14 protein-coding genes are annotated in these 13,086 nt (G+C 40.5%); 12 read left to right on the plus strand and 2 right to left on the minus strand.

What is annotated here, in order from left to right; genetic code table 11:
* The first annotated feature begins 2 nt into the window (after positions 1–2).
* The 10 genes from rseA to acpS all read left to right on the plus strand — a co-directional run bounded on the left by rseA (position 3) and on the right by acpS (position 9,255).
* Positions 3–626, plus strand: a complete 624-nt coding sequence (gene rseA, locus J6836_RS03620) for an anti-sigma-E factor RseA (protein WP_219246912.1) — start codon at positions 3–5, stop codon at positions 624–626.
* Positions 626–1,576, plus strand: a complete 951-nt coding sequence (gene rseB, locus J6836_RS03625; RefSeq protein ID WP_219246915.1) for a sigma-E factor regulatory protein RseB — start codon at positions 626–628, stop codon at positions 1,574–1,576. The genes rseA and rseB overlap by 1 nt, the downstream gene beginning before the upstream one ends.
* Before the next feature lie 3 nt (positions 1,577–1,579).
* The gene (rseC, locus tag J6836_RS03630) at positions 1,580–2,044 is read left to right on the plus strand and encodes a SoxR-reducing system protein RseC (RefSeq protein ID WP_219246917.1); all 465 of its coding nucleotides are present in this window, start codon (positions 1,580–1,582) and stop codon (positions 2,042–2,044) included.
* Positions 2,045–2,429: 385 nt separating this feature from the next.
* Positions 2,430–4,226, plus strand: a complete 1,797-nt coding sequence (gene lepA, locus J6836_RS03635; protein WP_219249355.1) for a translation elongation factor 4 — start codon at positions 2,430–2,432, stop codon at positions 4,224–4,226.
* Positions 4,227–4,243: 17 nt separating this feature from the next.
* The gene (lepB, locus tag J6836_RS03640; protein ID WP_219246919.1) at positions 4,244–5,209 is read left to right on the plus strand and encodes a signal peptidase I; all 966 of its coding nucleotides are present in this window, start codon (positions 4,244–4,246) and stop codon (positions 5,207–5,209) included.
* A 292-nt stretch (positions 5,210–5,501) separates the two neighbouring features.
* The gene (gene rnc / locus J6836_RS03645; RefSeq protein WP_219246921.1) at positions 5,502–6,182 is read left to right on the plus strand and encodes a ribonuclease III; all 681 of its coding nucleotides are present in this window, start codon (positions 5,502–5,504) and stop codon (positions 6,180–6,182) included.
* A complete protein-coding gene (era, locus tag J6836_RS03650; protein ID WP_219246923.1) occupies positions 6,179–7,087 on the plus strand; it encodes a GTPase Era in 909 nt (302 codons plus the stop codon). The genes rnc and era overlap by 4 nt, the downstream gene beginning before the upstream one ends.
* An 11-nt stretch (positions 7,088–7,098) precedes the next feature.
* Entirely contained in the window at positions 7,099–7,827 is a 729-nt protein-coding gene (gene recO / locus J6836_RS03655; RefSeq protein WP_219246926.1) for a DNA repair protein RecO, read from the plus strand.
* 307 nt (positions 7,828–8,134) lie between these two features.
* On the plus strand, positions 8,135–8,866 hold the full coding sequence (gene pdxJ / locus J6836_RS03660) for a pyridoxine 5'-phosphate synthase (protein WP_219246928.1): 732 nt from the start codon (positions 8,135–8,137) through the stop codon (positions 8,864–8,866).
* Positions 8,866–9,255 carry a holo-ACP synthase gene (gene acpS, locus J6836_RS03665; RefSeq protein ID WP_219246930.1) on the plus strand — a complete coding sequence of 130 codons (390 nt, stop codon included), beginning with the start codon at positions 8,866–8,868 and terminating at the stop codon, positions 9,253–9,255. The genes pdxJ and acpS overlap by 1 nt, the downstream gene beginning before the upstream one ends.
* A gap of 89 nt (positions 9,256–9,344) precedes the next feature.
* Here acpS and J6836_RS03670 read toward each other — a convergent pair whose 3' ends face one another.
* Positions 9,345–9,605, minus strand: a complete 261-nt coding sequence (locus J6836_RS03670; protein ID WP_219246933.1) for a YfhL family 4Fe-4S dicluster ferredoxin — start codon at positions 9,603–9,605, stop codon at positions 9,345–9,347.
* A 479-nt stretch (positions 9,606–10,084) separates the two neighbouring features.
* On the opposite strand from J6836_RS03670, the gene leuE reads away from it, so the two are divergent.
* Positions 10,085–10,729, plus strand: coding sequence for a leucine efflux protein LeuE (leuE, locus tag J6836_RS03675; RefSeq protein WP_219246935.1), 645 nt, complete (start codon positions 10,085–10,087; stop codon positions 10,727–10,729).
* A gap of 98 nt (positions 10,730–10,827) precedes the next feature.
* Positions 10,828–11,319: a tRNA adenosine(34) deaminase TadA gene (gene tadA, locus J6836_RS03680; RefSeq protein ID WP_219246938.1), complete on the plus strand. Its 492-nt coding sequence runs from the start codon at positions 10,828–10,830 to the stop codon at positions 11,317–11,319.
* Positions 11,320–11,348: 29 nt separating this feature from the next.
* On the opposite strand, the gene mltF is transcribed toward tadA, so the two are convergent.
* A complete protein-coding gene (gene mltF / locus J6836_RS03685; protein ID WP_219246941.1) occupies positions 11,349–13,016 on the minus strand; it encodes a membrane-bound lytic murein transglycosylase MltF in 1,668 nt (555 codons plus the stop codon).
* Positions 13,017–13,086: the final 70 nt, after the last annotated feature.

Genomic DNA, 13,086 nt, shown 5'->3' on the forward strand with positions numbered 1-13,086 from the left:
GCATGCAAAGAGAGAAACTTTCCGCAATGATGGATGGCGAGGCTCTAGATTTAGAGCTTGTGAATGCCATTTCATGTGATTCAACGTTAAAGCAACGTTGGGAGAGCTATCATCTTATTCGTGATACTCTGCGTAATGATACTGGCGATGTCATGCATTTTGATATAGCAAGTAAAGTTGCGGCAGCATTAGAGAATGAAGCTGTGCGTATTAATCCTCAGGTAGTTGTCGAATCGCAGCCTGAACCTGCGACTTGGGGTACTTTCCCGTTCTGGGGTAAAATCCGTCCTTGGGCAAGCCAAATAACTCAAATTGGTGTTGCGGCATGTGTTTCATTAGCCGTTATTGTAGGCGTACAGCAGTACAATCAAAGTAATGCTGTTGATTCCACAGTTGATGAGCCAATGTTTAATACCATCCCTGTTGGAAGTGGCGCGCCTGTGAGCCTGAACATTTCAGACAACCAATTATTTGGCAATGAACAGCAACTTCAACAGGTTGAACAGCAAAATCAACGTATTAATGCGATGCTGCAACAATACGAAATTGAAAGACGCTCGATGCTGAACCAGCAATATCAACAATCTGAACAACCTGCATCTGCGGCAGGAGTTAAGCTGAAATAATGAATAAATGGTTATCCGTCATCTGCCTGACGGGCAGCCTGATTATTTCTAATCAAGCTTCGGCATCTGAAATAGGTGCCGATGTTCTTTTTAAAGAAATGGGGAACGCTGCCCAAAACCTCTCTTATGAAATGTCATTTATGACTTTCAGTCCGCAAACAATTACACCTGTAAGATATCGCCACGCAATCGTTAATGGTGTCCCTGTTTCGCAAATGATACAGATGGACTCATCACGCCGAGAAATTGTTCAAAAAGGTGACAAAGTCAGCTACTTTGAACCTGGTTTTGATGCGTTTAGTTTGAATGGCAAAAATATCGTTGATAACTTACCTTCTGTTTTATTTGCTAATTATGAACAGATAAAACCGTACTATAATTTTATTGATGCAGGGCGCACACATATTGGCGATCGGCCTGCTTTAGTGATCCGCATAATATCGAAAGACAATTCCCGATTTAATTATGTACTATTAATTGATGAGGAAACGAAACTGCCATTACGTATTGATTTGTTGGATAACAACAGCCAAACATTAGAGCAATTTCGTGTCATCTCTACAGTGCTAGACAGTAAAACAGTGAATGATTCATTACTTTCTCTGAGTCAGGTGAATATGCCGCCGTTATTGGTATATCCAAAAAATGCAGCACCATCCTTCAAATGGCAAGTGGGTATGCTTCCACCTGGTTTTGAAGAAACATCGCGTTCTGTGCGTAAATTAAGTGAAGACGACGTTGTGGAAAGCGCGATGTTCAGCGATGGGTTATTTACCTTCTCAGTTAATGTGACGAAATCGGCAAAAGGCCCGTTGTTGGATCAACCCATGCAAAATGGGCGCCGTTCAATTTATACAATGACACAAAAGCAAAATGTCATTACTGTGATTGGTGAATTACCTTTGCCAACGGCACAAGTTATTGCAGGTAGTGTTCAGTTTCGGGAGTAGGTTATGGTAAAAGAGTGGGCAACTGTCATTCGTTGGCAAAACGGAAGAGCATTACTACGTTATGGTTCTTCATCAGGATGCGGAAGTTGCGGTGCTCGTAAAACGTGTGGTTCTTATGCGCTCAGCAAAATAGGGCCAAACACGGAACATGAATTGGAAATTGCGATTGAACAGCCTTTAGTCGAAGGGCAAAAAATCGAAGTTGGCATTCCTGAAGGAAGTTTAATTCGTTCGGCAATGCTGGTGTATTTAACACCGATTTTAGGGTTGTTTATTTTTGCAGGATTAGCTCAATCGTTTGATTTTAGTCAATTTTTAGTGGCTATTTCTGGTGTGTTAGGTGGCGTGATTGGCTTTTATACCGCACGGAAATTCGCTTCTCATTGGCGTGATGATGACGCATTCCAACCTGTCGTCTTGCAAATAGGTTTACCACCTTCCGAGCTTTCAGTGCAGGTTAACTGCTAAATATCAATAGGTTGTATTCAATTCATTATTTGATACCATGATAAAAAAGAGGAAAACGTAATGTTTTCCTTTTGTGGTTTATTGAGTTTAATAACCAATTAATTGATTTTTCAGTCTCTTTTGAGATAAAAATCAAAAGAGACTCGTTATTGTTCGTAATAAATGAGTATTTTGAGGGTTAAATTAGCGCTAAATTAGTGTTCTAACTCATTAACCTTTGGCAAGTTTACAGTTGTTTTACATTGAATCTTTGTGTTAGCGGGGTCTTATATGTAAAATGCTGCTAATTAACAATCTTGTGATAATCATAGCATTTTAGTTTTGTCGCGATATTTGCACAAAGCTGATTTTGTAAGGCAATTTAAAAGAAGATATTACCTTGAAAATCAATAATATAAGAAATTTTTCTATCATTGCTCATATCGACCATGGCAAGTCCACATTATCTGATCGCATTATTCAGATTTGTGGTGGTTTAACGGATCGCGAAATGGCAGCGCAAGTTCTAGACTCAATGGATCTGGAACGTGAGCGTGGAATTACCATCAAAGCACAGAGCGTTACGCTTGATTATAAAGCTTCTGATGGTGAAACCTACCAACTAAACTTTATCGATACTCCTGGCCACGTTGACTTCTCTTATGAAGTTTCGCGTTCTCTAGCCGCGTGTGAAGGGGCGCTTTTAGTTGTTGATGCAGGGCAAGGTGTTGAAGCACAAACACTCGCTAACTGCTATACCGCGATTGAAATGGATTTAGAAGTCGTTCCTGTTTTAAACAAGATTGACTTACCAGCGGCAGACCCAGAGCGTGTTGCTGATGAAATTGAAGACATCGTTGGTCTTGATGCCCACGATGCAGTTCGCTGTTCTGCGAAAACCGGTATTGGTGTGCAAGATGTGATTGAACGTCTTGTTAAAGAGATCCCACCGCCTGTTGGTGATGTGGATGCACCTCTACAAGCGTTGATTATTGACTCGTGGTTTGATAACTATTTAGGCGTTGTTTCATTGATCCGTATTAAAAATGGTTCACTGAAAAAAGGCGATAAAGTTAAAGTCATGAGTACAGGTCAGGTTTATAACGCCGACCGCCTTGGTATTTTTACACCAAAACAAGTCGACCGTGATGTATTGAGCTGTGGTGAAGTGGGCTGGTTAGTCTGCGCAATTAAAGACATCACTGGTGCACCAGTAGGGGATACCTTAACAGGCGCTCGTAATCCTGCGGAAAAAGCACTTCCAGGCTTTAAAAAAGTCAAGCCACAGGTTTATGCTGGTCTGTTCCCTGTCAGTTCTGATGATTACGAAAGTTTCCGTGATGCGCTAGGTAAACTTAGTTTAAACGATGCCTCGTTATTCTATGAGCCAGAAACATCAACCGCTTTAGGTTTTGGTTTCCGCTGTGGTTTCCTTGGCTTATTGCACATGGAAATCATCCAAGAGCGTTTAGAGCGAGAGTACGATCTTGACCTGATTACCACAGCACCAACGGTCGTGTATGAAGTTCAACAAACCAATGGTGAGATTGTATATGTAGACAGCCCATCAAAGCTGCCTGCATTAAACAATATTGAAGAACTGCGTGAGCCAATCGCTGAGTGCCACATGTTAATGCCTAAAGAATACTTAGGTAACGTGATTACACTTTGTATTGAGAAACGTGGCGTTCAAACCAATATGGTCTATCATGGTAATCAAGTTTCATTAACTTATGAAATTCCAATGTCTGAAGTGGTACTGGATTTCTTTGACCGTTTGAAATCGACATCTCGTGGTTATGCTTCATTGGATTATGCATTTAAACGCTTCCAACCATCAGATATGGTTAGGGTTGATGTGCTTATCAATAACGAACGTGTTGACGCATTAGCGTTAATTACGCACCGTGCAAACTCACAATACCGTGGCCGTGAGTTAGTTGAAAAAATGAAGGAACTGATCCCGCGCCAGCAGTTTGATATTGCGATTCAGGCAGCGATTGGCAACCATATTATTGCTCGTTCTACAGTTAAACAGCTGCGTAAAAACGTACTTGCCAAATGTTATGGCGGTGACGTTAGCCGTAAGAAGAAACTGTTACAGAAGCAAAAGGATGGTAAGAAACGTATGAAACAAGTGGGTAACGTTGAGCTACCACAAGAAGCGTTCCTTGCTATATTGCACGTTGGTAAAGACAACTAAGTTTACAAGGAGTCTCAATGGCTAACACCTTTGCCTTGATCCTAACACTGGCAACCTTAATCACTGGGATTATTTGGTGTTTAGATAAGTTTAAATTTGCGCCTGCGCGTAAAGCAAAACTTAAGCAGTTACAGGATGCAACAAATGGTGCAGTAAGCGAAGCGGATGTGGCGAATGCTGTCCGCCGCCCTTCATGGCTAGAAACAGGGACATCTATTTTCCCTGTGTTAGCTATTGTACTGATTGTGCGCTCATTTATTTATGAGCCATTTCAAATACCATCTGGGTCAATGATGCCAACGCTATTAGTTGGTGACTTTATGTTGGTTGAGAAATTTGCTTATGGTTTAAAAGACCCCATTACACAGACGACACTGATAGAAACGGGTAAACCAAAACGTGGAGATATCGCTGTATTTAAATATCCTCGTGACCCAAATGTCGATTTCGTTAAACGTGTAATAGGTTTGCCAGGTGATAAGATTGTTTATAACCCGGATGCGAAAGAACTGACTATTTACCCAAATTGTGCTGATAACAAATGCACAGAAAGCTTACCAATTACTTATGGGCCATTGAACCCAAGTGAATGGACAATGTTTTTTGACGTTGCATCGGTTGTTGATAGCCAAAAAGGGAACTATGAGGTTCCACTAGATCAAGAACTGCCGCGTAATGCATTACGTCAATATGAACGTAGCGAAAAATTAGGTACAGTTGAACACCAAATTCTAATTATTCGTCAAGCAATCACTGAAGCAAAATATATACAACCAGGTATGCCATTAAATGAATGGATTGTTCCTGAAAAACAATATTTTATGATGGGTGATAACCGGGATAACAGCTCTGATAGCCGCATGTGGGGCTTTGTGCCTGAGCAAAATTTAGTTGGTCGAGCTGTATTTATTTGGCTAAGTCTTGATAAGCAAGAAAATGAATGGCCAACAGGCATTCGCTTTAGTCGAATTGGTCCTCTATAATTTCAAGACAACGATGAAAGTGCGGGTTTTCATTTGAAAATCCGCATTAACCGAAGCATTATTATTTTACCCAGTGTACAATATAATTTAGTTAATATTATTGGCTCCCCAATTGTAATTCCTTTCTTTTGTAACTCATTGTAACTAATAAAGTTTAAATCATTAGTTCTACTGAGCTGCAAAAAATGTGGGTAGATAAGGAGTCAGTGCAAACGCAACAGTTTTGTAAAATACATTATTTTACTGGTCTGTTGCGTGTGCTTTTTTATCAAATAAAAATGGTTGGGCGCACATGAACCCCTCTTTAGTAGAAAGATTACAACGTAAGCTTGGTTACCAGTTCAGACAACATGATTTGTTGATTCAAGCGTTAACACACAGAAGTGCAAGTAGCAAACATAATGAACGCCTCGAGTTTTTAGGGGATTCAATTTTAAGTTTTGTGATTGCAAATGATCTGTATCACCGTTTTCCTAAAGTGGATGAGGGTGATATGAGCCGGATGCGTGCAACACTCGTTCGTGGAAATACATTGGCAGAAATTGCTCGTGAGTTTGAACTGGGTGAATGTTTACGTTTAGGTCCGGGGGAGCTAAAAAGTGGTGGATTTCGTCGAGAGTCAATCCTTGCTGACACAGTGGAAGCACTAATTGGCGGTATATTCTTGGACAGCGATATCCAGACGATTGAAAGAATTATTTTAGATTGGTATCAAAGCCGATTAATTGAAATTAGTCCGGGTGATAAACAAAAAGACCCGAAAACACGGTTACAAGAATATCTGCAAGGGCGTCACTTGCCATTACCGAACTATTTAGTGGTTCAAGTAAAAGGCGAGGCTCATGACCAGGAGTTTACGATCCACTGCCAAGTGAGTGGCATCGAACAACCCATCTATGGTGTTGGTTCAAGTCGTCGTAAAGCAGAGCAAGCCGCAGCAGAGCAAGCATTGAAAATTTTGGAGCTTGAATGAGTGAATTACAATCCCACTGTGGTTTCGTTGCCATAGTTGGACGGCCAAATGTCGGTAAATCGACATTATTAAATCAATTACTGGGGCAAAAAGTCTCGATTACGTCGAGAAAGCCACAGACGACTCGCCATCGTATTATGGGGATCCACACTGAAGATAATTATCAAATTATCTATGTTGATACCCCAGGATTACATATTGAAGAAAAACGTGCGATTAACCGTTTAATGAACCGTGCGGCATCAAGCTCTATCGGTGATGTTGAACTGGTGATTTTTGTCGTTGAAGGTACCAACTGGACCGCTGACGATGAAATGGTGCTGACTAAGTTATCAAGCTTACGTTGCCCAGTCATTTTAGCTATCAATAAGATTGATAACGTGACGGATAAAACGGTTTTATTGCCACATATTGGCGCGATTAGCCAAAAAATGAATTTTTTAGATGTTGTGCCAATCAGTGCAGAAAAAGGCACTGGCGTGGATACAATTGCTAAAATTGTGAAGCAACATATTCCAGAAGCAGCGCACCACTTCCCAGAAGACTATATTACAGACCGTTCTCAGCGTTTTATGGCGTCAGAAATGATCCGTGAGAAATTAATGCGCTTCTTGGGGGATGAATTGCCTTATTCTGTTACCGTTGAAATTGAACAATTTAAAGTTACTGAAACGGGGATTTACCATATCAATGGCTTAATTCTTGTTGAACGCGAAGGCCAGAAGAAAATGGTCATTGGTAACAAAGGTAGCAAACTGAAAACCATCGGTACCGAAGCGCGTATCGATATGGAACGCATGTTTGATAACAAAGTTCACCTCGAGCTTTGGGTTAAAGTTAAGTCAGGCTGGGCGGATGATGAAAGAGCATTACGCAGTCTGGGTTATGTTGACGATTTAAAATAGTAGGTGGCGGAGTGAGTGGTTGGCAACGCGCGTTTGTGCTCCATTCAAGGCCTTACAGTGAAACAAGTTTGTTACTTGATTTCTTCACTGAAGGCGAAGGAAAAATTCGCTTACTGGCTAAAGGTGCCCGCCGCAATCGCTCCCCTTTAAGGGGCTGTTTACAGCCTTTCACACCTTTGCTAATCCGTTGGAGCGGCAAAGGTGAAATCAAAACCTTAATTAATGCAGATCCTGTTTCGTTAGCACTTCCTTTGAGTGGAACTGTCCTTTATAGCGGTCTGTATCTTAATGAATTAACGGCACGTGTACTTGAGTTTGGTACGCCTTATTCCGCGCTATTTTTTGATTACCTTTCATGTTTACAAGTCCTTGCTGCGAGCGAGAAAACCCCTGAGTTTGCCTTGCGTCAGTTTGAACTGGCGTTGTTATCTTACCTTGGCTATGGTGTGGATTTCTTGCACTGTGCAGGTAGCGGGGAAGCTGTTTCTGACACAATGACGTACCGTTACCGAGAAGAAAAAGGCTTTATAGGCAGTTTAGTTGTTGACCAGCTCAGTTTTACGGGTAAACAATTAAAAGCACTCGCAAGCCGTGATTTCCCTGATGCTGACACCTTAAAGGCCGCTAAGCGTTTTACTCGTATCGCATTAAAACCTTATTTAGGCGGCAAACCATTAAAAAGCAGAGAGTTATTTAGGCAATTTACGGTTTCAACTACCACTTCAAACAAATTAAACTAATCGTTAATTATTGATTCTATTTATACATTAGCTGCTATGTTTTTTTTACTTCGCTTTTTATATCTTTCTAACTTATCGCGTTTAACTGTGTTTGTTGTACCCAATTTTATGGTGTTAAACCACTAAGTTTGGTGCTTTATTACAAAGTTTACGAAGCGCTTCGCAAAAATTTTATCCCTTACATGCAATAGCCTAACTGTTTTGGAATTTGCCTCGAATGATATGAGATTTATTCCCCGAACCTTCAAAATTACAGTAGGATAGTGGAATTGAGATATCAGTTACCGTTTATTGAGGGGAGTATAAAATGGCAGAGCTTTTATTAGGCGTTAATATTGACCACATTGCGACAGTCAGAAATGCACGAGGAACGCAATATCCCGATCCTGTACAGGCTGCATTTGTTGCTGAACAAGCTGGCGCAGATGGTATCACCGTGCATTTACGTGAAGACCGTCGTCATATTACCGATAGAGACGTTGCGTTACTCAACGAAACAATACAAACGCGTATGAACCTTGAAATGGCAGTGACGGATGAAATGGTTGATATTGCTTGCCGTATTAAACCTGCATTTTGTTGCCTTGTTCCTGAAAAGCGCGAAGAAGTGACTACTGAGGGGGGCTTGGATGTTGCAGGACAAAAACAAAAAATAGCAGATGCAGTAAAACGATTAACGGAAGCGGGCATTTTAGTGTCTCTCTTTATTGATGCTGACCATGTACAAATTGATGCCGCTCAGGAATGTGGTGCGCCATTTATTGAAATCCATACAGGTGCATATGCGGATGCTAAAACGGAACAGGAACAAGAGTTAGAGTTTCGTCGTATTCGCGATGGCGTCACTTATGCCGCGGGTAAAGGCATCAAGGTCAATGCAGGGCATGGTTTGACTTACCATAATGTTCAGCGTATTGCACAACTACCTGAAATTTATGAATTAAATATTGGTCATGCAATTATTGGCCGTGCTCTATTTAGTGGACTGGCGCAGGCGGTTGCTGATATGAAAAAAATCATGTTAGAAGCGCGAAAATAATGGCAATAGTTGGCTTAGGAACGGATATCGTCGAAATAACGCGTATTGAATCGGTTATTGAACGTACAGGCGATAGCTTAGCAAAGCGAATTTTGACTGAAAAAGAGTTTTTGCAATATCAGCAGCAAGCAAAACCTGCTCGTTTTTTGGCAAAACGCTTTGCAGTTAAAGAAGCGGCCGCAAAAGCTTTGGGAACGGGTATCCGTAATGGTCTTGCATTCAACCAGTTTGAAGTGACAAATGATGAATTGGGTAAACCATTATTACATTTAAAGGGGGAGGCGTTAAAGCTCGCTGAAAGCTTAAATGCAACCTGTTTCCACGTCTCCATCACAGATGAACGGCATTATGCATCAGCAACTGTGATCATAGAGCGTCTTGGTGATTGAGCCTTATTATGCCTAACAGGTAAAACATAACGCTGTCAGTGCTATATCTGGCAGCGTTATGAATAAAGATGAAGCGTGGGGGAGTTTAGTTAAATTTTATCAGCATGGTGAATTGCGACAAACTTATCCCATAATTGTTCTTCAGTTTCAATATGCTGTGGATCAGTAATAATGGTATTCGTAATAGGGCAAACTGACTGGCAAGTCGGTTTATCGTAGTGCCCGACACATTCTGTACATAGCGTTGAGTCAATTTCATAAATTTCAGCGCCCATAAAAATTGCGTCATTAGGGCATTCGGGTTCGCACATATCGCAATTGATACATTTTTTAGTAATTAATAGTGCCATTTATAATAAATTCATTAAAAATATTTAATAATTAGTAACTTATATCTTGCACCTATTCGTTACTTCCAGTTGAAATTTTACTTAAGTTATATTTAATATTGAAAAGCAGGGTTGTAAACAGGTTTTGTAGTAATAAGGTTATTTTAAACGTCCTGAGCTGCGGAGTCGAATAAATTACACCAATACTCTGTTTCATCCATGATTAATATCATGATAACAAGAGATTATAAATAGAGTATGTAATTAGGCGCTGTACTGAAATTGCATTTGAGTTTACTCGATTATCAAAAAAGATTTTTATAATTATCTATTATGAGCAGAATTTTATTTTATAAATTCGGCGATTAAATAAATTAGAGCGCGATTCTTTTAGAATTTATTTAACTATTTGTTTTTAATGTTAAAACTCAAAATATGATATTGTTCACAAATAACGAAATCTATGGTAGTAATAATAAAAAATATAAAGGAACGCAAACATGTTCGAAACTCTCGGAGTTCTTAACTTCTGGACTTACCTTGCTGGTTTAGTCTTCATTATTATTGTTCCAGGGCCTAACTCGATTTATGTACTCAAAACGAGTACCTCTAGTGGTGCTCGGTACGGTTATCGAGCTGCGCTAGGCGTCTTTACAGGTGATGCTATATTGGTTTTTTTGTCATTTATCGGTGTAGCATCTGTGATCAAAGCGTCACCAACTTTGTTTATGATTGTTCGCTATCTAGGTGCGGCTTATCTTTTATATCTCGGTTGTAAGATTTTATATAGCACATTAAAGCGCAAGTCACAGGGTGAGGGCGAAGAGGTTGCGGTGACAATCAAGTCAGAAAATCACTTTGTTCGTGCTTTAGCGTTAAGTCTGACAAACCCAAAAGCGATTTTGTTTTATATTTCGTTTTTTATTCAGTTTGTCGATTTTAACTACGCAAATGCATGGGTGCCATACCTTGTGTTGGCGACGATCTTAGAGTTAGTTAGCTTTTTATATTTAAGCATACTGATCTTTAGTGGTTATTTAATTGCTAAATTTTTACGTGAGAAAAAGATCCTCGCAAAACTAGGCAATTGCACCGTTGGGGCCTTCTTTATGGGTTTTGCGGCAAAACTTGCATTGAGTAATTAGTGTATAAGGTGAATTAACCACCTGACAAAGATTTAAAATTGCAGTCACTCAGACATTTGGTAATAATTAGCCTTCGAGTTAATTGCCCAGAGGTAAGAGTGACGCAAATAGAAATTGATGAATATTGGATGCAGCAAGCCCTTGAACTTGCATTAAAGGCACAAGAGGTGGGTGAAATCCCAGTAGGTGCATTGTTAGTTAAAGATAATCAGTTAATTGCCTCTGGTTGGAATCGTTCAATTATTGACCATAACCCGACTGCTCATGCTGAAATTATAGCTCTGCAACAAGCAGGGCAAGCGTTGAGTAATTACCGTCTGCTTGATACCACGTTATATGTCACTTTAGAACCTTGCATAATGTGCGCAGGCGCGATGATCCATAGCCGTATTGGCCGTATTGTTTATGGCGCGAAAGATTTCAAAACGGGTGCTTGCGGTTCTTATATCAACATCATGGAACAAGCAGGGTTAAACCATTATGTGGAAGTCACTGGTGGAATTTTAGAAGAAGCATGTTCTTCAATGCTGAGTGCTTTTTTTAAAATGCGCAGAGCTCAGAAAAAAGAACAAAAGCGCCAACAGAATTAGCGCTTTGTGAGTTGATTTAAGCGTGCTGATTAAGGCGCAGTATCGGGCACTTTAAGCGGGGAAATTGATGCAGGTTTTTGACCTAATTCAGTATCTTGTAAGTCCGAATGCAATGAAGTAAGGTATTGACCGAGTGACGTTTTCCCCTCTTCACTGCTATTTAGAGATGGCTTTGATGAGCTCAACTCCCCTAAATGACTAACATTATTTGTTTCAGGGATGGGGGATTGATTTTCAACAGCTTTAGATTCATTCGTTTTTAAATTTTCAGGCAAAATCAAATAGGTCAAAGATTGCTGGGCAATATCGAGCGCATGTTGCTTACGTTCTTGCGCTTGAAGGTACCCCACCAAACTTTGATGATATCGGCGAATATTTTCTACGTAGCGATAAGCTTCATGGCCACGTGCGTAGCCATAAGTGAGTTGCGAGTAATATTTCTTCTGGGTTAACAGTGGAAGCCGTGCTTTAACATCGAGCCATCTATCTGGGTCACCGCCTAGCATCTGAGTTAGTTTTCGTACATCCAACATATGCCCATAGCCCATATTATATGCAGAAAGAGCGAACCAAATACGGTCATCTTCCGCGATGGTCTCTGGCAATCTTTCCATTATATAAGCGATATAAGCGGCACCACCTTTAATGCTTTCTTCCGCATCTAACCTATCAGCGATACCCATCGTAGCCGCCGTAGGTTTTGTTAGCATCATTAAGCCCCGCACACCCGTAGGTGAAGTTGCAAGAGGGTCCCAATGAGACTCTTGCCATGCAATCGCAGCGAGAAGCTTCCAATCAATAACTTCAGCGTATCTTTCAAATAACGGCTGGTATTCAGGCAGCTTATTATCTATCGCCTTAATAAATGTCATCGTATCGAAATAATCGAACGATTCCACATGGCTAAAATATTTTTCATTCAGACGTGCCAATAGCTCAGTTTCATTGCCTTGATTGAAAAAGTCGAGCAGGGCAGCATTTAAGCTGTTTTCATCACCACGACGCATATACCACGTGACCGCATGATCATCGAGTAAATCAAAGGCGACAGCGATTTGTGGGTGAATGCGCTGTTGCAATGCAACTGCGATAGAGTCTTCGAGGGTATAGTCGATTTCACCATCAGCAAGCATTTCAAGAATTTGATTGGTATTGTATTTAGATGTCTCTTCCCATTTTAAGTTTGGATATTCTTTGGCGAGCTCTTTTAAGGTACTGGCGTGGGCCGTTCCAGAAGTCACAAGCAGCTTACCATTGATGTCATTAAACGATTTCGGCCGTGTTGAGCCTTTGCGATAGACCAATTGCTGAGTTACCGTCAGGTAGCTTGGGCCTGTTTTTGTCTTAGTTAATCGGTCTTTATTATACAAAAGCCCTGCAACAGCGATGTCAGCATCGCCATTTTCGAGGTCGTCAAAAATTTGCTCGAATGTTGGGCGGATAGTGATTTTAAGCTTGACCCCTAGGTACGAAGCAAAATCTTGAGCAAGTTCGTAGTCAAAACCACGAAGCTGTTTTTGCTCATCTATATAGATAAGTGGCGAGCTGACGGCACTAATACGTAATTCACCTTGTGACAGTATTTTATTAATTTGTGAATCTTGCGTATTGGGCCAGCGGATATTAAAGCCGATGACCATTGAAGCCAGTAGCGCGATAACCACGATGATTAAGTAGTTAACTTTTAAGTTATTCAAATAATAATTTCTCGTGCAATCTCTGGTGTTGTGTGATGTCTAAAAAAGAGTATGGCTAAGTAATGGTTAT

It is taken from the genome of Providencia sp. R33 (genome assembly GCF_019343475.1).
In the GTDB taxonomy this organism is placed as follows: domain Bacteria; phylum Pseudomonadota; class Gammaproteobacteria; order Enterobacterales; family Enterobacteriaceae; genus Providencia.